The following is a 26,953-nucleotide window of genomic DNA, read 5'->3' as shown; positions in this document are numbered from 1 at the left end:
ATCGCGATCACAGATGTATAGAAATTTTTGGTGATGAAAAAACTATTAACCTGTTTGAGTGTTAAATGACCGAAGAATCGACAATGCGTAAAGGAGAAAGAGAGGGCAATTTATGGTCAATCGGGAAGATATCAGAGCCCTTGTTAATTTTAAGGGCTTGAACAGGTAAGAAGTAAGGTGGTTTACGCTCAGGGATAGACTTTTTCTTTGTATTCGCAGAGATCTTCGATAATGCAGGAACCGCAGCGTGGCTTACGGGCAATACAGGTATACCGTCCGTGCAGGATCAGCCAGTGGTGGCAGTCCACCTTAAATTCCGCAGGGACCACTTTTAACAGCTTCTCTTCCACCTCTTCCACGTTTTTACCCGGCGCGAACCGGGTGCGGTTAGAGACGCGAAAGATATGGGTATCCACGGCGATGGTCGGCCAGCCAAACGCCGTGTTCAGCACCACATTTGCCGTTTTACGCCCGACGCCCGGCAACGCTTCCAGCGCAGCGCGGTCTTCCGGGACTTCGCCGCCGTGCTGCTCCAGCAGGATCCGGCAGGTCTTAATGACGTTTTCGGCCTTGCTGTTAAACAGGCCAATGGTCTTGATATAGGATTTCACACCTTCAACGCCCAGCTCCAGCATGGCCTGCGGCGTATTGGCGACAGGGTAGAGCAGGGCCGTGGCTTTGTTGACGCTCACGTCCGTCGCCTGTGCAGAGAGCAGCACCGCGATCAACAGTTCAAACGGCGAGTTAAAATTCAGCTCTGTCGTTGGATGAGGATTCTCATCGCGCAGGCGCGTCAGGATCGCAATGCGTTTCTCTTTATTCATACTGCTTTCTCGGGGATCCCTTCCTGTACGCTGCGCTCAGCGGCGCGGCGTTTACGTTTTTCATCAATCAGGTATTTTAACGCCAGCATCATCCCAAGGCCAATGAAGGCGCCAGGCGGCAGCATGGCCAGCAGGAACGGAGTGTCCGTATGGAACACCTCAATACGCAGCGACTTCGCCCAGCCGCCAAGCAGCGCGTCCGCACCGTCGAAGAGCGTACCGTTGCCCAAAATTTCACGCAGAGAGCCGAGGACGAACATGGCGGCAGTCGCGCCCATGCCGATGGAAAAACCATCCAGCGCGGATATGGCCGGATTGTTTTTCACCGCAAAGGCTTCAGCGCGGCCTACGACAATACAGTTAGTCACGATAAGCGGAATGAAAATCCCGAGCGACTGGTACAGGCCAAATGCGTAGGCGTTAATCAGCATTTGCACCACGCTGACCACCGACGCAATGATCATGACATAGATCGGAATACGGATTTCCGACGGCGTCCAGCGGCGCAAAACTGAAATGGAAAAGTTAGTCAGGGTCAGCACCAGCGTGGTCGCCAGCCCCAGCCCGAGCGCGTTGGTGGCGGTAGACGTCACCGCCAGCAGCGGACACAGCCCCAGCAGCTGTACCAGCGCGGAGTTGTTCTTCCAGAGACCCTGGACGATAACCTCTTTAACCTGGCTCATGGTCACTCCTCACAGGTGGAAAGATGATTGATCTGCGCGGGCAGCGTTTCGGCATACAGCCCGGCGCGCTTGACGGCGTTGACCACCGCGCGCGGGGTAATCGTGGCACCCGTGAACTGGTCAAACTCGCCGCCATCTTTTTTCACCGCGAAAGCAGGATCGTCTTCGCCATGAATCATCTTTCCGGAGAAGTGTAAGATCCAGTCACTTAAGCGTGTTTCAATTTTGTCGCCAAGGCCCGGCGTTTCGTGATGTTCCGTCACGCGCGTGCCCAGCACGGTGCCGGAAAAATCGCTGCCAACCAGCAGCTGAATCGCACCGGAGTAACCGTCCGGCGCGGTGGCTTCCATGACGGCACCCACGGGATTATCGCCCTTGCGGGCAATATAAATGCGATGGGGTCCTTTACCGAGCTGCGGAGCCTGCACGACAAAGCAGCTTTTTTGCAGGTCATTATCGTAGAAGTCGGATGGGATCACCTGATCGAACAGCGCCTTTTGCTGCTTCATTGCCTGCTCTGCAATGGTTGTTTTCGTCAGTTCATTTACCAGCGCGGTCAGCCCGGTGAGGGCGGCAGCGAAGATCGCCAGCGTAACGCCGTGTTTTTGCATTGTTTTTAGCATGGCGTGACCCTTAGCGATGACCGTACACGCGTGGCCGCGTGTAGTAGTCGATGAGCGGAACGGTGATGTTAGCCAGCAGCACGGCAAATGCCACACCGTCCGGATAACCGCCAAAGCTGCGAATAAGCCAGACCAGCAAGCCCGCCAGCGCGCCGAAAATCAGACGTCCTCGGTTGGTGGTAGACGCGGTGACCGGATCGGTCAGAATAAAAAATGCCCCGAGCATGGTCGCGCCGGAGAGCAGATGGAGCTGCGGGCTGGCCAGTGACTCAGGTGAGATGACCCAGCCGAGCGTCGAGCAGACGGCCAGCGTCACCAGGAAGCTCACCGGAATATGCCAGCGGATTGCCTTCTGTTGCAGCAGGAACGCGCCGCCCAACAGATAGGCCAGATTGACCCACTGCCAGCCAGCACCCGCCAGTACGCCGCTGTAAATAGACGATTTCATCACCTGCTCCACGCTGTGTCCGGCACGCAGGGAGGTTTTGAAGGTATCGAGCGGGGTGGCCTGGCTGATGCCGTCCACGCCCATGCGAAGCGCGTTCATATCTGCGCCCAGCGCGGTGTGGCCGGTAAAGATAACGTGCAGGGCATCCATAAAGCCGGGGACGGTGGCGGCGATCTCATGCGGCGGCAGCCAGCTGGTCATCTGTACCGGGAAGGAGATCAGCAGTACCACGTAGCCAATCATCGCCGGGTTAAACGGGTTATGGCCCAGCCCGCCGTACAGCTGCTTGGCGATGATCACCGCAAACACCGTTCCCAATACCACCATCCACCACGGGGCGAACGGGGGAATGCTGATGGCCAGCAACAGGCCGGTCAACAGGGCGGAGTTATCGCTCAGGATGCGAGTCACTTCCATTTTGCGCAGCTTCAGGATCGCTGCTTCCGCTGCGACGGCACTGGCGCAACCCAGAACTAACTGGAAAAGCGTACCCCAGCCGAAAAACCAACACTGTACGGCAATACCTGGCAGCGCGGCCAGGCACACCAGCATCATAATACGCGATGTCTGGCGCTGGTTATGGGTATAAGGGGAACTTGCAATTCTGAAAACCATTTAATCCTCGTTAACGGCTTGCTGCGCGGCTTTCTTTGCCTGAACGCGCGCAATCGCGGCGGCGACTGCGGCTTTGCGTGGATCGTCGTTGGCGGCCGCAGGCCGTTCGTCCTGCTGTGCCGCTTTTCGTGCTTTGGCACGGGCGATGGCCGCTTCAACGGCGGCTTTACGCGGGTCGACAGGCGCTTCACTCTCTTCGGCTGGCTGAACCTGTGCCGCTTTTCGTGCTTTGGCACGGGCGATAGCGGCTTCAACGGCCGCCTTGCGCGGATCCGTCGCTTCCTGTTCAACCACCACTGTCTGCTGACCGGCCTTACGGGCTTTTGCCCTGGCGATAGCCGCTTCCACTGCCGCTTTACGCGGGTCGATATCGGCTTCCGGTTTGGCGTGTTGCGCTTTCTCCGCCTGACGCGCGCGAGCTTCGGCTTTACGCGCTTCGCGGGCCGCAATCGCTTCGCTGTTGTCCGGTTTTTCTCCCGGAGCGATCACAACCGTCTGGGCGGCGGTGGCTTTCTTCTCGCGCACGCGGGCCAGGGCTGCGTTAATGGCATCCTGATCTTTCGCCGCAGGCTGGACGGCAGCCTGCTTATGGCGTTCCTGACGGGCTTGTTTCTCGCGCTCCAGTCGTGCCTGACGCGCTTCAAAGCGGGCCTTCGCTTCAGCGGCACGTTTTTCTTCCATGGAGATGGCGTAGATTTCGGCTTTCTCCTGACGGAAGTATTGCACCAGCGGAATATTGCTTGGGCAGACCCAGGCGCAGGCACCGCATTCAATACAGTCAGCCAGGTTATGCGCCTGGGCTTTATCGTGCAACTGGCCTTTGCTGTACCAGTACAACTGCTGCGGCAGTAAATCTGCCGGGCATGCGTCCGCACAGGCGCTACAGCGTATGCAGCCTTTCTCTTCCTGCGTTTCGCCCATCTCCGTTGGGGAAGGGGCGAGCAGGCAGTTGGTAATCTTCACCACCGGCACATCCAGCCACGGCAGGGTAAAGCCCATCAGCGGGCCACCCATAATGACCAGTTGATCGCTACCCGGGCAGAAGCCAGCCTGTTCCAGCAGATGACGCACCGGCGTACCCAGACGCGCCCAGACGTTGCCGGGACGGGAGACGGACTCGCCGGTCAGCGTGACGACGCGCTCGGTCAATGGCTCGCCGTCAATCACCGCACGTTTCACCGCGTAGGCGGTTCCCACGTTTTGCATCAGCACGCCGATGTCGGACGAACGGCCCCCGTGGGGGACCTGTTTGCCGGTCAGGATCTGCGTCAGCTGTTTTGCCCCGCCGGACGGGTATTTGGTCGGGATCACTCGCAGGGCGATATCGTGGCTGTCCGCCAGTACCGCTCGCAGCATCGAAATGGCCTGCGGTTTATTGTCCTCAATACCGATCAGCACTTCGCGGGGTTGCAGAATATGCGCAAGAATGCGAATCCCTTCCACCACCTGCGCGGCACAGTCCTGCATCAGACGGTCATCGGCGGTGATGTACGGTTCGCACTCGGCGGCGTTGATGATCAGCGTTTCGATTTTATCGCCGCCGCCGTGAAGCTTAGCGCCGGTCGGGAAGCCTGCGCCCCCCAGACCCGCCACGCCGAACTGATGAATGCGTTCAATCAGCGCTTCACGACTGTGGGAACGGTAGTCGCTCCAGCCGTCACGATCGATCCAGCGGTCTTCACCATCGGCTTCAATGATCACGCTCAGCTCAGACAACGCCGACGGATGGGCAACGGTATGGGGGGCAACAGCCACCACCTTACCGGAAGTCGGGGCATGTATCGGCAACATCCGTCCGCGACCAAAGGTCAGCGGCTGGCCGCGAAGAACGCTATCGCCTTCTTTCACGCACAGTTCACCTTCCGCGCCGATATGCTGTTTTAGGGGCATAACGTAACGGGTCGCCAGCGGGATCTGGCGCAGCGGCGTGCCGTTAGACTGCGATTTCATCTCAGGCGGATGAATGCCGCCGTCGAAATCCCAGATCTTCTCTTTTCTGAAGGCAGAAAATAACTTAAGCATGTTGTTCCACAGGAATATTGCGAACCGGAATGGTCTGAAGGTCCCACTTCCAGCTTTCAGTAGTCGTTTCAACCGGGCGTAGTTCTATACACTGCGTCGGGCAGGGCGCCACGCAGAGATTACAGCCGGTGCACAGATCCGCCACAACGGTGTGCATCGCGCGCGTTGCGCCCACAATGGCGTCAACAGGACACGCCTGAATACATTTGGTGCAGCCAATGCAGTTGGCTTCGTCGATGACAGCAAGGGCACGAACGGGCTCCTGGGCCTGTTCATCGCCGTCGACAGGCTGGGGATCGACGTTCAGCAGGGCAGCTATTTTAAGCATGACCGCTTCGCCACCCGGTGCGCAGCGGTTGATCTTTTCGCCCTGCACGCCCACCGCCTCAGCGTAAGGGCGGCAGCCAGGGTAGCCGCACTGCCCGCACTGGCTCTGCGGTAAAAGTTCATCAATTTTTTCAACCACCGGATCGTCCTCCACCGCAAACCGGCGGGAGGCATAACCCAGAATGATGCCAAAGACGAGTCCCAGTACGCTGATGGACGCGATGGCAATCCAGATAGCACTCATTACAACTTCACCAGACCACTAAAGCCCATAAAGGCCAGAGACATTAAACCTGCGGTCACCAGAGCGATGGCGTTACCGCGAAACGGCGCGGGAATATCCGCCGCGGCCAGACGCTCGCGAATCGAGGCGAACAGGACCATAACAAAAGAGAAACCGACCGCCGCGGAAAAACCGTACAGCGCCGATTGCAGGAAATTATGCCCAAGGTTGATATTGAGCAGCGCCACGCCCAGCACCGCGCAGTTGGTGGTGATGAGAGGCAGGAAAATGCCCAGCAGGCGATACAGGGCAGGGCTGGTTTTCCGCACCACCATCTCGGTAAATTGCACCACAACCGCAATGACCAGAATAAAGGACAAGGTGCGCAGGTAGAGCATGTCGAGCGGGATCAGGATCCAGGTATCAATCAGCCATGCGCAAATGGAGGCCATCGTCATCACGAAGGTGGTCGCCAGCCCCATGCCCATTGCCGTCTCCAGCTTTTTGGAGACGCCCATAAACGGGCACAGGCCAAGGAACTTCACCAGTACGAAGTTATTAACCAGCACAGTTCCGACAAAGAGCAGTAAGTAATCGGTCATTATTTAGCCTGAAATAAAATAGCCGCCTATTATCGGATAAACGACAACAGGCCACAACAGGTTAACTGTAAGGTTATTACGGGTTGACAAAGGTCTTCTTAACGCGCGTCGAACGCTTGAAATAAGGGACCAGAAGCGCCGTCGCCAGTAGCGGAAACAGTAACTGGCGAACCGCCAGCGCGTCAGACACTGGCGAGAAAGCGAATGCTTTGACAGCCAGCAGCACGGAGACCAGCAGCCAGATAATGTAATGTTTTGGCACGTTTTTGCGGCGTTTGAAGAAGGCGATAGTCAGCCACAGCGTGTAGTACCACATCGCGATCGCGAAAACGAACGACACAAACCACGTTGCAATATTGAGCGCACTCTGGGACATCAGTGTCTGGATAGCATGAGGCGTAACCAGTGCGGTGGTGTATAGCAACAGCGCCAGCGAAGCGCTTAATAATGCCACCAGCAGCCATGCCAGCGGGGCGATTAACCAGCCCCCAATTCTCTCTCCAGGCAATGCGGTCATACGCTCTCCCATAGTCTGCGCGAAATGTTATACAGAAATTTGCAGGGCGGAGAGTATATAACATTTCACGCCGAAGGCTACTTTCTTATACAACGTAACGCCATACGGATTTAGGCACTTCCCCCACATTGAACAGACGACCGCCAGAGACCAGTTCGGCGCGACGATGGTCAGCAGCGCGGTACATATTGATGATGTCCTGATTATCCGACAGCGTGTAGTTCAGATGGTCAAACAGTTTTTCCAGGCTTTCAAGGGAATTGATCTTGCGAAATTTTAATAAATAGTCCTGAACTGTCATGTTAATAAGTTTCCATATAAAAGGGTAATACCCATAAAGGTAATGCGTTCGAATAATAAACGGATTAATAAAGACGTAAACTGTCCACTCGGGTAACGCGACGAAATTAGGAGTTTTCTTTGCGAAGATTCAGGCATCAGCAGATGCCTGGAAGAGAAGGGTAACCCCGTTCATTACGGCTGGCAATACGTTCCATGACGTAACGTGTCACGCTTTATGACGACACGGCTTACTTTTGTTGTGCGACAGTAACAGGCTCCGGCGGCTGGTAGTTATCGATATGGCTGGCGATGCCGAGCAATACGACTGAAACCCCAAGGACAATCCATCCCGCTAATTCAATGATTCGATTAATTATTGACGACATAATTTGTGTTTGTAATTTATCCATAAATACAGATTACAAATGTTACAGCGCCCTTTTCGCCAGAGCAAGCGCTTTGGGAACGATTCCCCGAACCCATATACACACTTTAATGCGAGGTAACAAAAAACGCTGTCGCAAGATGCTATTTTAACTCACAGGGCACATTATTAATCTGTGCGTTAAGCACAAGGCCAGTGATAAATAAGCGCACAGCGAGGGGGCAAACGATGAGTGAAAACATCCGCGTCGGTCTTATTGGCTACGGGTACGCAAGCAAAACCTTTCATGCACCGCTGGTTGCCGGCACGCCGGGAATGGAACTGGCGGCTATCACAAGCAGCGATGAGACTAAGGTCCGCGCCGACTGGCCAGCCGTGCCGGTGGTAACGGAGCCTAAGCATCTGTTTAACGATCCTAATATTGACCTTATTGTCATTCCTACTCCTAACGACACTCATTTCCCCCTGGCGAAAGCGGCGCTGGAGGCAGGGAAACATGTTGTTGTCGATAAGCCCTTCACCGTGACGTTGTCACAGGCGCGCGAGCTGGATGCGCTGGCGCGAAGTCTGGGTCGGTTATTATCGGTCTTTCACAATCGGCGCTGGGACAGCGATTTCCTGACGGTTAAGGCGCTGATAAACGCAGGCACGCTCGGCGAAATTGCCTTTTTTGAGTCGCACTTCGATCGTTATCGTCCGCAGGTGCGAGATCGCTGGCGCGAGCAGGCGGGACCGGGTAGCGGCATCTGGTATGACTTAGCGCCGCATCTTCTCGATCAGGCCGTTCATCTGTTTGGTTTGCCCGTGAGCATGACGGTCGATTTAGCGCAGCTCAGGCCGGGGGCGCAGACCACCGACTATTTCCATGCCATTTTGAGTTATCCGCAGCGGCGCATTGTGCTGCACGGGACAATGCTTGCGGCGGCGGAATCGGCCCGCTATATCATTCACGGGGCGCGCGGCAGCTATGTGAAGTTCGGCCTGGATCCGCAGGAAGAGCGCCTCAAAAATGGCGAACGCTTACCGCAGGAGGACTGGGGCTACGACATGCGCGACGGGGTGGTGACGCGTGCGGAGGGTGAGGTACTGGTTGAAGAGACGGTATTGACCCTGCCGGGGAACTATCCGGCGTATTACGCCGCCATTAGTGACGCGCTGAACGGTTCAGGTGAAAATCCGGTTCCCGCAAGCCAGGCAATCCAGATTATGGAGCTCATCGAGCTCGGGATCGAATCTGCCAAACATCGCGCAACGCTCTGTCTGGCATAAGTGCCAAACGCTTTCGTAGGCCGGGTAAGCGCAGCGCCACCCGGCAGTAAAGAGGACTACTGAGCAACTTTATCGCGCAGCGCCTGTTTCTCTTCAGGCGTCAGGAAGGCGATCTCCAGCCCGTTGATTTGCGCCTGACGGATCTGCTCGCGGCTCAGCCCGGCCTGTGGTGCGGCGATGTTGTATTCGTGAATAATATCCACGCCCTGAACCGCCGGATCGTCCGTGTTCAGCGAAGCCAGCACCCCGTGTTCGAGGAAGGTTTTCAGCGGGTGTTGCGCCAGCGACGCTACTGTACTGGTCTGAATATTGGAGGTCAGGCAGGATTCGATTCCAATACGTTGTTCGGCGAGGAAATCCATCAGCGCGCGATCTTCAATGGCTTTCACGCCATGACCTATACGTTCCGCACCCAGTTCACGAATGGCCTGCCAGATGCTTTCCGGCCCCGCAGCTTCGCCCGCATGAACGGTAATATGCCATCCTGCATCACGTGCGCGGTTGAAATGAGACAGGAACAGACTGCCCGGGAAGCCCAGCTCGTCACCGGCCAGGTCGATGGCGGTGATCTGGTCGCGATGCGCCAGTAATGCTTCCAGTTCCTGAAGACAGGCCGCTTCACCGAAGGTACGGCTCATAATGCCAATCAAACGCGCCTGAACGTCAAAGGTTTTGCAGCCTTCACGCACGCCTTCAATGACCGCTTCAACCACGCCCGCTACGGGGAGGTTGTGGGTCATCGCCATATAGCCCGGGGAGAAACGCAGTTCAACATAGTGCAGGCCGTTACGCGCGGCATCTTCGATGTTTTCAAAGGCGACACGGCGACAGGCATCGACCGAGGCCAGCATCTTCACGCCCCAGTCGAGCTTGCTCAGAAAACTCACCAGATCCGGTTCGTTCGACGTGACCTGAACATGCGGGATCAGGGTTTCAAGCGTTTCGGCAGGGAGGGTTAAATTGAACTGGCGACCAAGATCGAGAATGGTTTGGGCACGAATGTTTCCGTCGAGGTGGCGGTGAATATCAGTTAAAGGCAGGCGTGTATCAATCATGGTCGCACTCTTTGCTGGTTAAAGTGCGCCATATTATAAAAACAAAACGGGGTAAAAAGCTATTTGCGCAAGGGAATATTCCGTTGCGCAAATGATTTACAGCAGAGTGTTAATGCCAGCGATAAGGCGTTGAACGCCCTGTTCAAGCTTACTACGCGGACAGCCAGCGTTCAGACGCACATAGCCTTTACCTTCATCCCCATAGGTATATCCCGGCATGATGGCCACTTTTTGCTGATCAATCAGCACGTTTTGCAGCGTATTGTCATCAATGCCAAGCGGGCTGAGATCGATCCATGCCAGATAGGTGGCCTCAGGCGGTTGCCAGATGAGTGTCGGAAATGCAGTATTCAGTTCGTCAGCAATGTAGCGCAGGTTTTCTTCGAGATAGGTCCGCAGCGCGTCCAGCCAGGGTTCTCCCTGTCGGTAGGCAGCAATGTGCGCGGTCAGCGCCAGCACGGAAGGGGAAGAGAGTCCGTCCCGACCTTTTAATGCATTCAGATAGGCGTTACGGCTGGCGTCATCGGCGATAAGCCCCCAGGCACCCGTCAGCGCCGGAATGTTGAAGCTTTTGGAACCCGAGGTCAGCAGCGCCCATTTACCGCGCGCAACCTCGTTCCACGGGGTATGACGATGCGTGCCCCATACCATGTCCATATGAATTTCGTCGCTGATCACCGCTACGTCATAACGTTCACACAGGGCCGCCATTGTGGTCAGCTCTTCCCGCGTCCAGACTTTGCCGGTCGGGTTTTGCGGGCTACACAGCAGCAGCACCTTGTTTTCCGGTTTTGACAGCGCCGCTTCCAGCGCGGCCATATTGCCCTCCCAGCCATGCGCTGTTTTCTGCATCGGCACGGAAACAACGGTACGCTGGTTGCCTTCGATGGCTTTATAAAAGGCATCGTAAGCCGGGGTATGGACCACCACGCCGTCGCCAGGCGAGGACCAGAGGCGGATCAGCTCCGAGACCATATAAATGACCGACGGCCCATACACCACGGTTTCGGTATCAATCTGACTGTTAAAGCGTTGCCGGAACCAGTGCGCCACGGCGGCCAGAAATTCGTCATTTTTCCAGCGACTGTAGCCAAACACCCCGTGGTTTATTCGCTGGTGCAGCGCATCGGTAATGCAGGGGGCGGTGGCGAAATCCATATCAGAGATGGTGAAGGGCAGCAGGTCGGCAGCGCCAAAACGGTCAGCGACATAATCCCACTGGGTACAACAGGTGCCGTGTCGATCCACGACGGTAGAAAAATCAAACATGACGGTGCTCCGTAAAGTAAAACCCCCTCATGACGAGGGGGGCGAGGCATCAGGCTTCGACGGTTCGCATCAGGGTTGCCAGCTCATCCTTCACTGACTGTACCTGCGGGCCAATGACGACCTGCAAATTGTGTTGATTTAACTGTACCACCCCAATAGCCCGGTTAGCTTTAAGTGCGTTGGTATCCACTTTGGACATGTCCGCCACCGACAAACGCAGGCGGGTGATGCAGTTATCCAGAGAGGTAATGTTATCCGCACCGCCCAGCGCCGCCAGAATAGCCGGCGTGTTATATCCGGATTTCCCAACGGTACCAGCTACCGCCTGTTCAACGCTGGTGGCCGTATCGGTATCGCGGCCAGGCGTTTTCAGGTTAAAGCGGGTGATGGCGAAGCGGAAGATCCCGTAGTAAACCGCGAACCAGATGGCGGCCACAACCGGCACCAGATACCACTTGGTGGACAGGCCGTGCAGTATACCGAATACCACGAAGTCAATCACGTTACCGTCGGTGTTACCGATGGTCACACCGAGCACAGCCATCACGGTAAAGCCCAGGCCCGTCAGTACGGCGTGGATGAGGTACAGTACCGGCGCTACGAACAGGAACAGGAACTCGATAGGTTCTGTCGTACCGCCCACCACGCAGGCAATAACGCCGGAGATCAGCAGACCTTTAATTTTATGACGATTTTCCGGACGGGCACAGTGGTACATCGCCAGCGCTGCGCCCGGCAGGCCGCCGAGGAAGGCAGGCATTTTACCCTGAGAGAGGAAACGCGTCGCACTTTCAGAGAAGCCGTGAGTGGTCGGGCAGCTCAGCTGGGCCTGGAAGATGGTCAGCGCACCGCTAACGGAATGACCGCAAACGTCCATGGTACCGCCGGCTTCGGTAAAGCGGATCAGGGCAACCAGGATATGCTGTAAACCAAATGGCAGCAGCAGACGTTCACCCGTACCGAAAATCATCGGGCCGAAATCACCCGCGCCATTGATAATGCGGCCGATACCGGTGATCCCCATGGCAAAAATCGGCCAAATCAGAGGGATGATCAGACCAAACAGACCCATCACAACCAGCGTAATGATTGGCACAAAGCGGGTCCCGCCGAAGAAGGCCAGCGCATCGGGCAGGCGGATGTTGTGGAAGCGCTCGTGCAGCATCCAGATAATTACCCCCGCGATCACGGCTCCAAGGATCCCGGTATCGATGGACTGAATACCAATCACGCTCTGAATGTTATTGGCTTTCAGTACCGCCGCGTCGGTCGTGGGCAGGATCCCTTTGGCAGTCAGCCAGAAGTTAACCGCAAGGTTCATGACCGCATAGCCAACGAAGCCCGCAAACGCCGCCACGCCTTTGTTTTCGCGCGCCAGACCCAGAGGAATGGCGATACAGAACATTATCGGCAGGAAGCTAAAGGCAAAAGAGCCGACCTTGCTCATCCAGATGAAGATCGCCTGAAGTACCGGATTTCCGAGGAAAGGGATCAGGGTAATGACGTCGTGGCTGCTTAACGAGCTGCCGATCCCCAGCATGATCCCGCAAAAAGAGAGAAGCGCCACGGGCAGCATAAAGGTTTTACCCAGTTGCTGGAAAAACTCCCACAGCGATATTTTTTGTGCTGCTTTCGTCGTCATAAAACGACTCCTTAAATGGTAGAAAGAGATTTAACGACCTCGATGGGGCGAGAAGATAAAACGTTTTATCAAACTTTAGTGCGCGCTAAATCACATTCTCAGGCTTTTACTGGTAGTATAAAGATAACGTATTGATAAAACGTTTTAGCGATCTCATTATCAAGGAGTCACGCCACCACATGGCTGTAGCGAAAAAGATCACCATCAACGATGTCGCGCTGGCGGCGGGGGTTTCCGTCAGCACCGTTTCGCTGGTATTGAGCGGGAAGGGGCGCATCTCTCCTGCAACGGGTCAGCGCGTCAACGAGGCCGTTGAGCAGTTAGGCTTTGTGCGTAATCGCCAGGCGTCGGCGCTGCGCGGTGGGCAAAGCGGGGTGATAGGGCTGATCGTTCGCGACCTCACGTCGCCGTTTTATGCAGAATTGACCGCCGGGCTTACCGAGGCGCTTGAAGCGCAGGGGCGAATGGTTTTCCTGCTCCACGGTGGGCGCGAACCGGAGCAGCTGCTCTCCAGGCTGGATATGCTGCTGACGCAAGGGGTGGATGGGGTGATCGTGGCCGGCGCGTCTGGCGTGGGCAGTGAATTGTGTGAGCGCGCGGCGCAGAAAGGCGTACCGCTGGTGTTTGCGTCGCGCGCCAGCTATCTCGACGAAGCCGATACCCTTCGGCCAGATAACATGCAGGCCGCGCAAATGCTGACCGAGCATCTTATTCATCGCGGCCATCAGCGCATCGCCTGGCTCGGCGGTAAAAGCTCGTCCCTGACGCGTGCCGAGCGGGTGGGCGGTTACTGCTCCACGCTCATCAAATACGGCCTGCCGTTTCACAGCGAATGGGTGGTGGAGTGTGAATCCAGCCAGAAAAAAGCCGCGGAAGCCATCGGCACGCTGCTTCGCAACAGCCCGACGATCAGCGCGGTGATTTGCTATAACGACGTCATTGCGATGGGGGCGTGGTTCGGTTTGATCCGCGCCGGACGCCAGAGCGGTGAGGGCGGGGTAGAAACGTTCTTCGGCCATCAGGTGGCGCTGGGGGCATTTGCGGATGTCGGTGAAAATGCGTTAGACGATCTCCCCATCGTCTGGGCGACGACGCCGGCTCGTGAGATGGGGTACACCCTGGCAGACAGGATCATGCAGCGCATTGAAAATACGGACGTGCAGGCCGGGCATCAGATTGTGGCTGCGCGGTTAGTGACCGTGAAGTAAACGCTTTGCTTGCACGGGCCTGCAACGGCTCATGATCGTAGGCCGGGTAAGCGTCAGCGCCACCCGGCAATAAAAAACCCCTCATGCGAGGGGTTTTTCGTTTACTGCTGCGGTACTGCCGGCGGCGCTGCCGGTTCAGCCGGTGCCGGAATGCCCAGCGTCGGCATACCAAACATACCGACAAACTCTTCCAGCGGCATTTTGTCGCCGTTGAGCGTCACCTGGCCATTAGCATATTGCAGGCTGGTGGAAATGGTGTTGTCTTCCACCTTCGTGATGCGGAACATCTGGCCCATCGCCGCCAGGCCTTTCACCTGTTGGTTTGCCAGTTTCCCTGCATCTTCTTCACCATACCCTTCAAGTTTCGCAATCTGCGTCATGAACTCGGTCGCCATATCCATCGGGATGGTCAGCTTGCTGTCGAGCGATTTCACGCTGCGGTCAACTTCCTGCGCCAGGGTCTGCGGTTCGCCGGTCGCAGCGGCCGGATCCTTCAGGAACAGCGACAGGTTGAAGTTGGTTTCGCCTTTGCCGTTTTTCCAGCTCAGTGGCGCAACGGTAATCACCGGCTCGCCCTTCAGCAGGATCGGCAGGTTATTAAACAGCACCGTCATCGCCTGCTGCTGGTACGCCTGCGGGTTCTGTTGCAGGGCGGCATCGGTCAGCAGAGCCTGGCTCTCTTTGCTGTATTTCTGACTAAATTCGTGCCACGCCTGGCCGTCAATGTTGCCGATTTTCAGAGACAGCTTACCGGTACCGAGATCCTGATTTTGTACCTTCAGGCTTTTCAGGCTGTAATCCAGCTGGGTGTTGATGCTTTTACCGTCTTTGGACACGTCGGACTTGCCGTCCAGATCCATGCCTTCCAGCACCGCCATCTCTTTGCCTTCAATCGCAATGGCGATCTTATCGAGGCTCAGCTTCTGGTCGCCGATACGCTCATCAAAATCGGTCATACGGCTGTTGCCGCTGGCTTTGAGGTTGTTGAAGGTAAGCTGGACTTTCTGGTTATATTCATTGACTGAATTCACCAGGCCGCTTGCGGCATCACCGGTCAGGGAGACAGTCTTGCCGTCACGATCGGCATCAAGCTGGAAATTGCCGCCGCTGAAGGCGACTTTGTCAGTGCCTTGTTCGTAATTCAGCGCTTTCAGGTCGATGTCCGAATGCGTATCACCGGCATAGCTGATGCGGGTATTGATCTCAAACGGCGACGTGTTTTTCGCCATATCGAACAGCGGCTTCGTCACCTCATTATTGACCAGTACGGTTCTGGCGGAAGCCATGGAGGGGATCAGGTTAAATTTCTTCAACTGCGCCAGCGGGAACGGACCGTGGCTGACCACCTCATCCAGCACCACGCTCTGGCCCGGTTTCAGCCAGGCGTTCTGATTACCCGCAACCGGCTTCACCACCACCTGCATATGGCTGGTAAACACGCCACGCTGGTAGTTCTGGTAGCTTAGCTCCAGACCTGCTTCAGGCGCGCTGCGCTTAATCTCGCTGTTTGCCTGCGCCATCATCTCTGCCAGACGGCTTTCCAGCTGTTTCCCGGTATACCAGGAAGCACCCGTCCAGATCACGCCTAAAGCAACAATCACTCCTACCGCTACGACCGATTTTTTCATTGCGATTATCCCTAAAATGAAACCAGGCGGTTAAAACCGCCTGGTGTTACAACGCCTGTTACTAGCTTAGCAAGAGTTGTTAAAAAATTCAGTAAGTCCCTAAAGCTTATTAAAAACACGCGCCAGGCGACCGTTGCCGCTCACCCGGACAGGCGACTCGTTGGCCGCGACAAAGGCGGATTCACCCGGTTTAAGCACCAGACGCTCGCTATCTTTATGCAACGTCGCTTCGCCTTCTACACAGAACAGGATCGCTGCGCTCTCCTGTGCAATGGCGGTTTCGTCTGCGCTTAGGTCGTGCAGCGAGAAGGCAAAATCGTCAACCGGAATCGGGAAGTCCAGCTCTGCGCCGTTTTTCACCGGCTGCGTAAGCAGCTCCGCAGCAGGTTTCGCCACGAACTTCACGTTGGCAACCAGCTCAGGGATGTCGATGTATTTTGGCGTCAGGCCCGCGCGCAGTACGTTATCGGAGTTAGCCATCACCTCCAGCGCCACGCCGTTCAGGTAGGCGTGCGGGGTTTCAGCGAACAGGAACATTGCTTCGCCCGGGTTGAGCTTCACCACGTTCAGCAGCAGCGGAGAGAAGAGACCGCTGTCGTCCGGATAAAACGCGGAAATTACGCGAATGGTGTCCCATGGCTCACCCTGCTGGCTGTTCAGCGCGGCTTTCAGCACCGCCAGCGCGTGGGATTTTTCCTCGCCCTGCATATTCAGCAGGCTGGCAAACAGTTCGCACAAGGCTTCTGCGTTCGGGTTTTCCAGGAAATGGGCGATCGCGTTGTGAGCCCCGGCGACCGGTTGCAGCAGGGAGATGATCTCGGAAAACTCGCGGAAGGCATTCATCGCCAGGAAAGGGGTCAGGGCGAAAACCAGTTCCGGCTTGTGGTTAGGATCTTTGTAGTTACGCTCTGCGGCGTCTAACGGAATACCGGCGGCATTTTCTTTGGCAAAGCCCAGCTCAGAGGCTTTTTTGTTCGGGTGAACCTGAATGGAGAGCGGCTGGTCGGCGCACAATACCTTGAACAGAAACGGCAGCTCACCAAAACGATTCGCCACTTTATCGCCGAGCAGTGCGGCTTTGTCGGCGTCGATGACGTCACGCAGGCTGCGAACCTGGCCGCTGGCATCTTCAATTTTTGAGCTGCTCTTCGGATGCGCGCCCATCCACAGCTCTGCCATCGGCAGGTTGTCCGGGTTGGCGATACCGTAGAGATCCGTTAACGCAGTTTTACTTCCCCAGGCGTAGTTTTGCACTGAGTTGATGAGTTTTTGCATTATCAAGCCCTGATTCATATGTGGAATTAACTCCGCGTATTAAAGCAATAAACCGAATGGAAGTAACCTGCGGATGTAAAAAGTCGTACTAGTCTCAGTTTTTGTTAAAAAATTGTGTAGGATAAGCTGACTCGCTTTTAAGCCGGGCAGCGGAACATCTGCCCTGAATAAACAGACCGAAGCAGTAAGTGAGAGAACAATGTCGAATAAACCCTTCCATTATCAGGATCCTTTCCCCCTCAGTCAGGATCAGACCGAGTATTACCTGTTAACCCGCGATTACGTTTCTGTCTCTGAGTTTGAAGGGCAGGAGATCCTCAAAGTTGACCCGCAGGCGCTGACGTTGCTGGCGCAGCAAGCCTTCCATGATGCTTCCTTTATGCTCCGTCCGGCGCATCAGCAGCAGGTTGCTGATATCCTGAGCGACCCGGAAGCCAGTGAGAACGATAAGTACGTTGCCCTGCAATTCCTGCGTAACTCTGATATCGCGGCGAAAGGCATTCTGCCGACCTGCCAGGACACCGGCACGGCGATTATCACCGGTAAAAAAGGCCAGCGCGTCTGGACCGGCGGCGGTGACGAAGCGGCGCTGGCGCGCGGCGTTTACAATACCTACACCGAAGACAACCTGCGCTATTCGCAAAACGCGGCGCTGGATATGTACAAAGAGGTGAACACCGGCACCAACCTGCCTGCGCAGATTGACCTCTACAGCGTCGACGGTGACGAGTACAAATTCCTCTGCATCGCCAAAGGCGGCGGTTCAGCCAACAAAACCTATCTTTACCAGGAAACCAAAGCGCTGCTTACCCCGGGCAAGCTGAAGAATTATCTGGTCGAGAAGATGCGCACCCTCGGCACCGCGGCCTGCCCGCCGTACCATATCGCGTTTGTGATTGGCGGTACGTCTGCCGAAAGCACCCTGAAAACCGTTAAGCTGGCCTCAACCAAATACTACGATGGCCTGCCAACGGAAGGTAACGAACATGGTCAGGCGTTCCGGGACGTGCAGCTTGAGCAGGAACTGCTGGCCGAAGCGCAGAATCTGGGCCTGGGCGCGCAGTTTGGCGGCAAATACTTCGCGCATGACATTCGCGTGATCCGCCTGCCGCGCCACGGTGCTTCCTGTCCGGTGGGGATGGGCGTCTCATGCTCGGCGGATCGCAACATCAAGGCGAAGATCAACCGCGACGGCATCTGGATCGAGAAGCTGGAGAACAACCCGGGCAAATATATTCCTGAAGAACTGCGTAAAGCGGGCGAGGGGGAAGCGGTTCGCGTGGACCTGAATCGTCCGATGAAAGAGATTCTGGCACAGCTTTCGCGGTATCCGGTTTCAACGCGCCTTTCCCTGAACGGGACGATTATCGTGGGTCGCGACATCGCCCATGCGAAGCTGAAAGAGCGCCTGGACAACGGCGAAGGGCTGCCGCAGTACATTAAAGATCACCCGATCTACTACGCAGGCCCGGCAAAAACGCCTGATGGATATGCTTCCGGCTCGTTAGGCCCAACCACGGCGGGCCGTATGGACTCCTACGTCGACCAGTTGCAGGCCAACGGCGGCAGCATGATCATGCTGGCGAAAGGCAACCGCAGCCAGCAGGTGACGGACGCGTGCCACAAGCACGGCGGCTTTTACCTCGGCAGTATAGGTGGCCCGGCGGCGGTGCTGGCGCAGGGCAGTATCAAGAGCCTGGAGTGCGTGGAGTACCCGGAACTGGGTATGGAAGCGATCTGGAAAATTGAAGTGGAAGACTTCCCGGCGTTCATCCTCGTGGATGACAAAGGTAACGACTTCTTCAAACAGATCCAGTCTTCCCAGTGTTCGGCGTGTGTGAAGTAATTCTGTAAATTGCCGGGTGGCGCTGACGCTTACCCGGCCTGCATTCTCGTAGGTCGGGTAAGGCGCAGCCGCCACCCGACATCAAAAAGAGCGCACAAAGCGCCATAACGTTTCTCAGAAGTCATCAATACTTATCTCTTAAGCATGTGAGCAATCCCATCTTTGTTATCAAGGAGTAAGTAATGACAATGCATCGCCGCGAGAAAGACTCCATGGGCGCCATCGACGTCCCGGCCGACAAGCTATGGGGCGCACAAACCCAGCGTTCGCTGGAGCATTTCCGCATTTCGACAGAGAAAATGCCCGTCTCGCTAATCCAGGCGCTGGCGTTGACCAAACGCGCTGCCGCCAAAGTCAATCAGGATCTGGGCCTGCTGGATGCCGATAAAGCCACCGCCATCATCAATGCCGCCGACGAAGTGCTGGCGGGCAAACATCCCGACGAATTCCCCCTTGCCATCTGGCAGACCGGCTCAGGCACCCAGAGCAACATGAACATGAACGAGGTGCTGGCGAACCGCGCAAGCGAGCTGCTTGGCGGCGTGCGCGGCATGGAGCGCAAGGTCCACCCGAACGATGACGTGAACAAAAGCCAGAGTTCCAACGACGTGTTCCCGACGGCCATGCACGTGGCGGCCGTCATCGCAATCCGCGAGCAGCTTATCCCGCAGCTCAACGTGCTTAAATCTACGCTTAACGAGAAAGCGCAGGCCTTCCGCGACATCGTTAAAATTGGTCGTACGCACCTTCAGGACGCCACGCCGCTGACGCTTGGTCAGGAGATCTCCGGCTGGGTGGCAATGCTGGAGCACAATCTTAAGCATATCGACAACAGCCTGCCGCATCTGGCGGAGCTGGCGCTCGGCGGGACGGCGGTGGGCACTGGCTTAAACACCCATCCCGAGTACGCGGTGCGCGTGGCCGAAGAGCTGGCGAAGATCACCGGGCAGCCGTTTGTTACCGCTCCGAATAAATTCGAAGCGCTGGCGACCTGTGATGCGCTGGTGCATACCCATGGCGCGCTGAAAGGGCTGGCGGCCTCGCTGATGAAAATTGCCAACGACGTGCGCTGGCTGGCCTCCGGCCCGCGCTGCGGCATCGGCGAAATCAGCATTCCGGAAAACGAGCCGGGCAGCTCCATTATGCCGGGCAAAGTGAACCCGACCCAGTGCGAAGCCATGACCATGCTGTGCTGTCAGGTGATGGGTAATGACGTGGCGGTTAACATGGGCGGCGCGTCGGGTAACTTCGAGCTTAACGTCTATCGTCCGATGGTGATCCACAACGTACTGCAATCGATTCGTCTGCTGGCCGATGGCATGGAGAGCTTTAACGAGCACTGCGCGGTGGGCATTGAGCCTAATCGCGAGCGAATCAGCCAGCTGCTGAATGAGTCTCTGATGCTGGTAACGGCGCTGAACACCCATATCGGTTATGACAAAGCGGCCGTAATCGCTAAAAAAGCGCACAAAGAGGGGCTTACCCTGAAAGCCTCTGCGCTGGCGCTGGGCTACCTGACGGACGCCGAGTTTGATGCCTGGGTCCGCCCGGAAGCGATGGTGGGCAGCCTCAGGTAATTACTGCGCCACATACAGGTGCAGCCGCGGAATAATCAGCTGTAGCGGCTGCGCCTGGGGTTTATAGCGATGCTGAACGTTTTCAGCATCGTAGTTCAGCAGTTCCCCGATATCCGGCACCACCGCACCCTGATCGGCATCGTAGAGCGCAATCAGCGGCGTCGGGCAGGCGTATTGCACCTGCTTTTGTTGCCCGGCATACCAGACGCGGGCGATAGGCTGCACCTTCACCGGACGCTTTATTTTAAGACGAGTATCAGCTGGCAGGGAGGCAATGCTGTGGTACTCCTGCTCCAGCCGTTCAATCCACTGTTCCCGCGACCACGGGGCGACCGTTCGCGGCGATTTCAGGCTTTTCTCCAGCTGAGCCAGGATCTCATCGCGCGTGAAATTTTTAATGATGTGCTTGTTGGCCCAGCCGAAGCGCAGCGTGGCGGGGTGGCGCAGTACCGTCAGCGTGCGGTAAGCATTCAGGGTGATCAGCCCCGGAAGCTGGCGATGCACCCATTCAAAACGGGCAGCCGGCGCCAGCCCGGACTCAACGGTTACAATCTTCTCAAACGCGGCTTTCAGCGTATTGATATGCGTAATCTGCGCCTCAATTCCTTCACGCGTTGCGGCATCCGTTTGCAGGCAGATGACGCCGGGCAGGCGAACGGCGGCCTTACTGCTGCGATTTTCGGACTGCTGCTGGATGAAAAGGCGACGAAAGTGCTGCAACGTCATTTCCAGCGCCGCCTTGCCAATATGCTGCGTCACCTCAATGGTGTTCAGCGGGTCGTGCTCCGCGCCTTTCGCCACCTCGGGCAGGGAAAAGACGCGGGCGGCCAGCAGGCGGCAGTCCTGAAGTTGCCCCGTGAGGGTCAGTAACGCCTGCTCTATTTCCCGAAATGTGGTGTTAAGCCTTTCGATGAGATCGTAAGTTGCCATGGCAGCCCTTAATTAGTTACAACATACTATTGATATAGCATAACACGCCGGGTCAGGCCAGCGTGCGGTTTAGGTCAGGCAGGTACGGGAAGGGGAATATTGTGATAGATCGGCCAGCTAAAGACGAACCGGGCCCCACCCAGCTCGCTCGCTTCGCAGCGAACCGAACCGCCCATCGCCTGGGCAATAGAACGGACAATTGCCAGCCCCAGACCACAGCCGCCGGTAGCCCGATCGCGGCTGGGATCGAGGCGCACAAACGGCTCAAAAACTTTTTCACGCTCCGCCGGCTCAATGCCGGGGCCATCGTCTTCCACACACAGAATCGCCTGGCTTCCCTGCAAATCTAAACCTATGCGCAGCGTCGTTTCGCTGTAGCGCATGGCGTTGTTCATCAGATTATCCAGCACGCGTTCCATCAGGCGCATGTCCAGTGCGCCGTACGCGCCGGGGGTAATGGCTGTCAGCAGTTTTCGCTGAGGGTTAACGCTCTGCACATCGTTAATATGCGTCTGTAGCCAGACGGGGAGATCCGGTGTACTGAGGTGCAACTCCGTCTGAGGCCGATCGAGGCGGGCATAGGTCAGCAGCTCTTCAATCAGCGCTTCAAGCTGGCCGATATCCCGATTGAGCGCCTGCGATTCCGCCCCGGTGAGGTTCTCGCTCATCTCCAGGCGATAACGCAGGCGTACCAGCGGAGTGCGCAGTTCATGCGCAATACCATCGATCAGCTGCTTCTTGCTGGCAATCAGGGCGTTGATGTTATCGGCCATCTGGTTGAAGGCAATACCGAGCCGGTCAAAACTGGAACCGCTGTCGAAATGTATGCGTTCAGTTAAATGACCCTCCCCAAAACGCTGTGCGGCGGATTCCAGTTTCAGCATGTCCTGCCAGTGCGGTCGCATCCAGATGAACACAGGTAAAGCGAGCGAAATGGCAATAAAGCCCAGCAGAGCGAGATCCAGCAGGCGCATCTGGTGCAGGTAATAGAGATAGGGCACTGGCCCGACGGCCAGAACATAATGGCTGCGCGGAATACGCTGAATGAAGGTATATTTCTCGTCCAGTGCGACGATGTCTCCGTCGCGCAGACGCTGCATCGCAGGCGGCGCTAAGTCAAAATCCTTCATGGGTTCGATACGCAAATCAAACGACAGATTCAGATCCAGCTCTTTTAACGTGCGCGCCCAGTCATGAGGAGGAATTTCTCGCAGCTCGCTACGCATCAGGTAGAGCGAGCTTTTCATCAGATCGTCCAGGGATTGCCTGCCCGCGCGCTCTGCGGTGAATTTGTAGACCAGCCCGACCAGCATGGTCATCACCAGAAAGCAGACAAACAGCAGGAGATAAAACTGCACAAACAGCTTTTTCATTGGATAGCACCGCTAAATCAATCAATTAAGAACCTGGCTTTACTTCGTCAGCCCTGCGTGGACATGCATATCACCACAGGAGCGAAGAAGGTTGATGATACACTTTCTTCGGAAACAGAGGGAGCAAAGTGAACAGCACGATTATGCGGAATAGTTAAATTTAAAGGGCAATGTCGTAAAAAAGCCTGCATTTTGCAGGCATTAATAATGATGGATTGTAATTTTTCTCATTCTGAGTGAAATAAATGCTGTGTTGTTAACCGGACTAGTGACAGAAAATATTATAAATATTGTTTGGCAGCATCAGATATTTCCTGAGAGGTAAGTTCCCTGTCTGAAGCAACATAGATAGAATTATGATCTCCCGTCAACGACGGAAAGCTTGCAGTCATGATCTGAAGATTAATTTCTTCACCATCCGGATATGTCTGGCGTACAGACGTTATGCCCTTAAGCACGATAATGACTTTGCTGGGGTTGGCATTAAAAAAAATGATCACCTTTTTCATATATCACTCTATATCTCTTTGTGATTGTGCAAGGTAAGAATGTTCCAGAAGCGTGGCTCCTTTCCATTTTTTGCTCTCTTTGGGAAATAAAAGCAAGCAATATCCTGCCTTAACGTGTATGGTGGCAATCCTTTTCATTCAGGAGCAGCCTATGTCGGGACGTAAAAACTCGCAACTTCGTCGCAATTATTTAGTCAAATGTTCATGTCCAAACTGCGCTAAAGAGTCAGAGCACAGTTTCACTCGCATACAAAAGGGGGCCCAGCTTGTCTGTCCCTACTGTAGCGCTTTGTTTAAATCCTCTCAGCGTCTCTGAAGAAATACTCATACAAGAAGTGGAAGAGACGATGTTTTTCGCGGCCGCCTGACCTCAATAACACTTTACTGATTTACAAGCAGTTAGCATCGGATTGTAGACTGCTTGTGCAGTCCACGAGCCAGAAGCAACATCTTCGTCAACGCGGCTGTGTGCTGATATTATTTATCGCAAAGCGTTACATTCGCAGCAGCAGGGCCTTTATCGCCGCTTACGATGATAAATTCGACTTTCTGACCTTCAAAAAGTGTTTTGAAGTTCTCTCCCTGAAGGGCAGAGAAATGCACGAAAACATCTTTGCTGCCATCTACAGGGGAGATAAAACCAAAGCCTTTATCTTCCTTAAACCACTTAACCAGACCTAAAATTTTTGATGACATAAAGACTCCATTTGAACATTTCCGAGGTGATATAAAAGCTAATAAACATATAATGCTAAGGTGTGGACTCAAAAGGAGGGGATATCAGCGATAGCGCCTGGTTATGAGAATTGTCATGCAACTTGTCCAACTATTATTGGATCGGACTAACGAGACCATTAATGCACGGGCAGGGTTAATTAGCAATTTTTATTTTAGCCTTCCGGATGGCTTGCTTAAAATTGCACAATAAAAATTAATTTGATACAAGAAGCCAGAGTTGCCAGGCGTGACTACAGCCCAAATGTCCCCACAGGAGCATTTGGGCTGTAGTCACGGAGATTTATCCGGACAAAGGCGGTGCAGCAGAAATATTAATTATCTTGATCTCAATATTTCCGATTTTCGCTAATGTCTGGATTTACCTGTGCTGACAATCAGTGGGTTGGTGGCAAACCCATGCGGGCATTTCCGCGCGTTGCAATGCACCGCGTAAGTGCATATCTCCTCGTGCTGGTTTCGATTGTATGGGCAGGCCATCTTGTTTTTAATTTCACTCCACAACATTTCGTTGTAAGGTGATATGTTGTATATCGATATAGGCTTGAAAACACCATTTATGAAGACGCCATTTTTTGTCGGATATATCCTGTCACCGGGGTACAAATAGACATCGCTTTCATACCAAATGATGAGTTTCAAGAACTTGAGTCCCAAGATGCTTGAATAAACGATTCCCGTGTTAGGACAAATTACCGAGCTAATGACTCTCCATGACATTGCTATACCTCTTTCATTAAATAATTGAGAGAGTATAAGGTTTAGCATGAGAATTAGATTTCTGCAAACACGTAAGCTATTGAAAAAGATCGATATTATTTATATGTTCGCCATTATCCCCTTTGTTTTCATAAGGATAAGATAATGATTAAGTCAATTGTAAAGATCATTTTTAGCCTAATGTGCATTTAAGTGACGGATTTTTGATCGATGATGGTGCCTGCTCTGCTGAATATATATTGTACTATAGCAATCAAATACATTAGCGCTACTTTTGTTTACGCGAAAAATGCACATCGAAATAGAACTGGAGAGAGGAATCAGACCAAGGGATATGTCATAACTGACGATGCATATAATCGATAACTTTCGACGAATATCGATAACAATTCCGATGCATCGTCAGTTATTTTTCGAATATTCCTGTTTGCTCCTTTTTCAGGTTTCCCAGGCGTGCGGTGCAAACAGATAGCCCTTGTTGCGTACGGTTTTGATGCGGTAAGGTTCCGTGGCGTTATCCAACAGTTTTTTACGCAGTCGTGAAATCGCCACATCAACGCTACGATCCATTCCGTCGTAACTTACGCCGCGCAGATTTTTCAGTAATGCATCCCGGTCCATAATTTGTCCGGCATGGGTTGCCAGCTCCCACAGCAGGTCAAAATCTGCGGTTGAGAGCGCAATCAGCTCCCCGGAAAGCATAACCTGTCGGTTGACCGGGTCGATAGAAAGTGTGCCGAAACGCATCGCTTTATGCGGCGTTAAGGAGGGCGCAGGCGCTTCACGCTCAGCGCTGGCACGCTGACGCAGATGGAGGCGTAAACGGGCTAGCAGAACCGCCGGCGGCGTGGTTTTCAGGATGTAGTCGTTTGCGCCCATCTCAAGCGACAGAATATGATTCATATCGCTGTCGAGAGAGGTCAGCAGCACGATCGGGCCGTCCCATTTCGCGCGCAGATCCCGGCAGAGCGTCATACCATCTTTCCCGGGCAGCATGATGTCCAGCAACACCAGATCCGGATTTTCGCGGTTGACGACGTCTTCAGCGCGATCGCCACGAGGCTCGACAACCACTTCCATATCATGTTTACCCAGATAAGCGGCGATTAATTGCCCCACCTCGGGTTCATCTTCAACATAAACAATCTTATTCATACAACGTCTGTCATCGCGAAAAACGTCAACATACACCGCTCAACCTTAACCTTCCATTAATCTTTCAAAATTAGCCGGAGTTCCGTTATCCTGCACGGGAATGTTATTTGATTGTTAAGGGAAAAGAATGGGGCTGGTGATAAAAGCCGCGCTAGGTGCGCTGGTCGTGCTGCTGATTGGGGTGCTGGCTAAAACGAAGAACTACTATATTGCCGGGCTGATCCCGCTGTTTCCCACCTTTGCGTTAATCGCGCACTATATTGTGGCCTCTGAGCGGGGTATTGAGGCGCTGCGCGCCACCATTGTGTTCGGGATGTGGTCGATCATTCCGTATTTTATTTACCTGCTGTCGCTGTGGTACTTCACCGGTTTTATGCGTCTGCCCCTGGCGCTGGGCGGGGCGGTGGTCTGCTGGAGCCTCAGCGCCTGGGTGCTCATCTTCTTCTGGAGCCGCTTTCACTAGCGCAGGGGGCGGCCACCGTCCACGGCAAACGTTCGGCCCGTGACGTAACAGCTGGTCAGCAGATAATCGATCAGGTCGATCACCTCTTTCTCGCCGGGCGCAATTTTCATTAACGACTTGTTGAGCGCCTGCTGACGATACTCGGCATCATCGCCTTCGTTAAATAAAATCATCGCCGGAGCAATCGCGTTGACCTTTACCTCGGGCGCCAGCTTGCGTGCGAAAGAGCGGGTCATATTATCCAGCGCGGCTTTGCTGGCCGCATAGGCGATGTGTTTGTCGCTTCCTCGCTCCACCACGTAATCGGTGAAATGGATAATGTCGCCTGCGGCATGGCCGTGTCCGCGCAGCAAATCCTGTAGGGCATGGTTGAGCAGATAAGGCGCATTAACGTGGATCTGCATCATGCAGGCGAGCGTTTCGCTGAGTGAATGTCCTGCTTTTTCGGGAAGCCAGGTACTGGCGTTGTGAATAACCGCCCGCAGTCCGTGAGTGGTCGACTTCACTTTGTCCGCGAAGGCGAGAATACCTTCATCTGTGGAGAAATCCGCCTGAATGCAGACTGCTCCGGCATTTCGTAGCCCTTCAATGGAGGGATATTCCGTGCGGTAACTGACGATAACCGGATGGCGAAGATTGAGAAAGTGATGGGCGAGGGCGAGGCCAATGCGACGGCCTGCGCCAGTGATCAATATTGGGCGTTGCTGCGTGTGTCCCATCGTAATCTCCTTTTCAGTTCAACAATGGG

General features: G+C 54.9%; 28 protein-coding genes. 6 read left to right on the top strand and 22 right to left on the bottom strand.

Features of this window, described 5'->3' with window-relative positions; all coding sequences use genetic code 11:
* Positions 1 to 188 precede the first annotated feature (188 nt).
* The 10 genes from nth to blr all read right to left on the bottom strand — a co-directional run bounded on the left by nth (position 189) and on the right by blr (position 7,540).
* Entirely contained in the window at positions 189 to 824 is a 636-nt protein-coding gene (gene nth, locus SK54_RS14065) for an endonuclease III (RefSeq protein ID WP_015570668.1), read from the bottom strand.
* Entirely contained in the window at positions 821 to 1,507 is a 687-nt protein-coding gene (locus SK54_RS14060; RefSeq protein ID WP_003857592.1) for an electron transport complex subunit E, read from the bottom strand. The genes nth and SK54_RS14060 overlap by 4 nt, the downstream gene beginning before the upstream one ends.
* A gap of 2 nt (positions 1,508 to 1,509) precedes the next feature.
* Positions 1,510 to 2,130 carry an electron transport complex subunit RsxG gene (gene rsxG, locus SK54_RS14055; RefSeq protein WP_023296391.1) on the bottom strand — a complete coding sequence of 207 codons (621 nt, stop codon included), beginning with the start codon at positions 2,128 to 2,130 and terminating at the stop codon, positions 1,510 to 1,512.
* Between the two features lie 10 nt (positions 2,131 to 2,140).
* Positions 2,141 to 3,193, bottom strand: a complete 1,053-nt coding sequence (gene rsxD, locus SK54_RS14050; RefSeq protein WP_015570666.1) for an electron transport complex subunit RsxD — start codon at positions 3,191 to 3,193, stop codon at positions 2,141 to 2,143.
* Positions 3,194 to 5,215: an electron transport complex subunit RsxC gene (gene rsxC, locus SK54_RS14045; protein ID WP_023303569.1), complete on the bottom strand. Its 2,022-nt coding sequence runs from the start codon at positions 5,213 to 5,215 to the stop codon at positions 3,194 to 3,196.
* Positions 5,208 to 5,786 (bottom strand): electron transport complex subunit RsxB, encoded by a 579-nt coding sequence (rsxB, locus tag SK54_RS14040; RefSeq protein WP_015570664.1) that lies wholly within the window; start codon positions 5,784 to 5,786, stop codon positions 5,208 to 5,210. Before rsxB ends, rsxC begins: the two co-directional genes overlap by 8 nt.
* Positions 5,786 to 6,367 carry an electron transport complex subunit RsxA gene (gene rsxA, locus SK54_RS14035; protein ID WP_000133206.1) on the bottom strand — a complete coding sequence of 194 codons (582 nt, stop codon included), beginning with the start codon at positions 6,365 to 6,367 and terminating at the stop codon, positions 5,786 to 5,788. Before rsxA ends, rsxB begins: the two co-directional genes overlap by 1 nt.
* 76 nt (positions 6,368 to 6,443) lie before the next feature.
* Positions 6,444 to 6,884, bottom strand: coding sequence for a DUF2569 domain-containing protein (locus SK54_RS14030; protein ID WP_017693547.1), 441 nt, complete (start codon positions 6,882 to 6,884; stop codon positions 6,444 to 6,446).
* Positions 6,885 to 6,969: 85 nt separating this feature from the next.
* Complete coding sequence (gene ydgT / locus SK54_RS14025) at positions 6,970 to 7,185, bottom strand: transcription modulator YdgT (RefSeq protein WP_000217941.1); 216 nt, start codon at positions 7,183 to 7,185, stop codon at positions 6,970 to 6,972.
* Between the two features lie 229 nt (positions 7,186 to 7,414).
* On the bottom strand, positions 7,415 to 7,540 hold the full coding sequence (blr, locus tag SK54_RS14020; RefSeq protein ID WP_151884424.1) for a division septum protein Blr: 126 nt from the start codon (positions 7,538 to 7,540) through the stop codon (positions 7,415 to 7,417).
* A gap of 239 nt (positions 7,541 to 7,779) precedes the next feature.
* Between blr and SK54_RS14015 the strand changes: the two genes are divergently transcribed.
* Positions 7,780 to 8,820 (top strand): oxidoreductase, encoded by a 1,041-nt coding sequence (locus tag SK54_RS14015; protein WP_048247467.1) that lies wholly within the window; start codon positions 7,780 to 7,782, stop codon positions 8,818 to 8,820.
* Positions 8,821 to 8,876: 56 nt separating this feature from the next.
* Here SK54_RS14015 and add read toward each other — a convergent pair whose 3' ends face one another.
* From add to malX, 3 genes are all read right to left on the bottom strand, one after another.
* Positions 8,877 to 9,875 carry an adenosine deaminase gene (add, locus tag SK54_RS14010; protein WP_015570661.1) on the bottom strand — a complete coding sequence of 333 codons (999 nt, stop codon included), beginning with the start codon at positions 9,873 to 9,875 and terminating at the stop codon, positions 8,877 to 8,879.
* Between the two features lie 96 nt (positions 9,876 to 9,971).
* Positions 9,972 to 11,144 carry a MalY/PatB family protein gene (locus SK54_RS14005; RefSeq protein ID WP_048247465.1) on the bottom strand — a complete coding sequence of 391 codons (1,173 nt, stop codon included), beginning with the start codon at positions 11,142 to 11,144 and terminating at the stop codon, positions 9,972 to 9,974.
* A 49-nt stretch (positions 11,145 to 11,193) separates the two neighbouring features.
* Complete coding sequence (gene malX / locus SK54_RS14000; RefSeq protein WP_048247463.1) at positions 11,194 to 12,786, bottom strand: maltose/glucose-specific PTS transporter subunit IIBC; 1,593 nt, start codon at positions 12,784 to 12,786, stop codon at positions 11,194 to 11,196.
* 179 nt (positions 12,787 to 12,965) lie between these two features.
* On the opposite strand from malX, the gene SK54_RS13995 reads away from it, so the two are divergent.
* Positions 12,966 to 13,994, top strand: a complete 1,029-nt coding sequence (locus tag SK54_RS13995) for a Mal regulon transcriptional regulator MalI (protein ID WP_017384586.1) — start codon at positions 12,966 to 12,968, stop codon at positions 13,992 to 13,994.
* A gap of 101 nt (positions 13,995 to 14,095) precedes the next feature.
* On the opposite strand, the gene SK54_RS13990 is transcribed toward SK54_RS13995, so the two are convergent.
* Both SK54_RS13990 and manA read right to left on the bottom strand, forming a co-directional pair.
* Positions 14,096 to 15,622: a YdgA family protein gene (locus SK54_RS13990; RefSeq protein WP_045347979.1), complete on the bottom strand. Its 1,527-nt coding sequence runs from the start codon at positions 15,620 to 15,622 to the stop codon at positions 14,096 to 14,098.
* A 99-nt stretch (positions 15,623 to 15,721) separates the two neighbouring features.
* Entirely contained in the window at positions 15,722 to 16,897 is a 1,176-nt protein-coding gene (manA, locus tag SK54_RS13985; protein WP_048247461.1) for a mannose-6-phosphate isomerase, read from the bottom strand.
* A gap of 199 nt (positions 16,898 to 17,096) precedes the next feature.
* On the opposite strand from manA, the gene fumA reads away from it, so the two are divergent.
* Positions 17,097 to 18,743, top strand: a complete 1,647-nt coding sequence (gene fumA / locus SK54_RS13980) for a class I fumarate hydratase FumA (protein ID WP_048247459.1) — start codon at positions 17,097 to 17,099, stop codon at positions 18,741 to 18,743.
* 182 nt (positions 18,744 to 18,925) lie between these two features.
* Complete coding sequence (gene fumC, locus SK54_RS13975; protein WP_048247457.1) at positions 18,926 to 20,320, top strand: class II fumarate hydratase; 1,395 nt, start codon at positions 18,926 to 18,928, stop codon at positions 20,318 to 20,320.
* Here the strand turns inward: fumC and tus are convergent, their stop codons facing one another.
* The 3 genes from tus to SK54_RS13960 form a co-directional block, all read right to left on the bottom strand.
* The gene (gene tus / locus SK54_RS13970) at positions 20,321 to 21,250 is read right to left on the bottom strand and encodes a DNA replication terminus site-binding protein (protein ID WP_023296464.1); all 930 of its coding nucleotides are present in this window, start codon (positions 21,248 to 21,250) and stop codon (positions 20,321 to 20,323) included.
* Between the two features lie 74 nt (positions 21,251 to 21,324).
* Positions 21,325 to 22,623, bottom strand: a complete 1,299-nt coding sequence (gene rstB / locus SK54_RS13965) for a two-component system sensor histidine kinase RstB (protein ID WP_017693541.1) — start codon at positions 22,621 to 22,623, stop codon at positions 21,325 to 21,327.
* Between the two features lie 281 nt (positions 22,624 to 22,904).
* Positions 22,905 to 23,132: a hypothetical protein gene (locus SK54_RS13960; RefSeq protein WP_017384578.1), complete on the bottom strand. Its 228-nt coding sequence runs from the start codon at positions 23,130 to 23,132 to the stop codon at positions 22,905 to 22,907.
* Positions 23,133 to 23,250: 118 nt separating this feature from the next.
* On the opposite strand from SK54_RS13960, the gene SK54_RS22700 reads away from it, so the two are divergent.
* Positions 23,251 to 23,448, top strand: a complete 198-nt coding sequence (locus SK54_RS22700; protein ID WP_306414190.1) for a YnfU family zinc-binding protein — start codon at positions 23,251 to 23,253, stop codon at positions 23,446 to 23,448.
* A gap of 161 nt (positions 23,449 to 23,609) precedes the next feature.
* On the opposite strand, the gene SK54_RS13955 is transcribed toward SK54_RS22700, so the two are convergent.
* From SK54_RS13955 to rstA, 3 genes are all read right to left on the bottom strand, one after another.
* The gene (locus SK54_RS13955) at positions 23,610 to 23,828 is read right to left on the bottom strand and encodes a cold shock domain-containing protein (RefSeq protein WP_017384577.1); all 219 of its coding nucleotides are present in this window, start codon (positions 23,826 to 23,828) and stop codon (positions 23,610 to 23,612) included.
* Between the two features lie 387 nt (positions 23,829 to 24,215).
* Entirely contained in the window at positions 24,216 to 24,587 is a 372-nt protein-coding gene (gene iraM / locus SK54_RS13950; protein ID WP_023296508.1) for an anti-adapter protein IraM, read from the bottom strand.
* 438 nt (positions 24,588 to 25,025) lie between these two features.
* Positions 25,026 to 25,742, bottom strand: coding sequence for a two-component system response regulator RstA (rstA, locus tag SK54_RS13945; protein ID WP_015570649.1), 717 nt, complete (start codon positions 25,740 to 25,742; stop codon positions 25,026 to 25,028).
* A 127-nt stretch (positions 25,743 to 25,869) separates the two neighbouring features.
* On the opposite strand from rstA, the gene SK54_RS13940 reads away from it, so the two are divergent.
* Entirely contained in the window at positions 25,870 to 26,205 is a 336-nt protein-coding gene (locus tag SK54_RS13940; protein WP_017384576.1) for a GlpM family protein, read from the top strand.
* Here SK54_RS13940 and folM read toward each other — a convergent pair.
* Positions 26,202 to 26,924, bottom strand: a complete 723-nt coding sequence (folM, locus tag SK54_RS13935) for a dihydromonapterin reductase (RefSeq protein ID WP_003857550.1) — start codon at positions 26,922 to 26,924, stop codon at positions 26,202 to 26,204. The two genes, SK54_RS13940 and folM, sit on opposite strands and share 4 nt — an antisense overlap.
* Positions 26,925 to 26,953: the final 29 nt, after the last annotated feature.

The organism is Enterobacter sp. MGH120, from assembly GCF_001037725.1.
Lineage (GTDB): Bacteria > Pseudomonadota > Gammaproteobacteria > Enterobacterales > Enterobacteriaceae > Enterobacter > Enterobacter hormaechei_C.
Note: the sequence above shows the minus strand (reverse complement) of the source record. Positions and strands in the feature narration are given on the sequence as shown.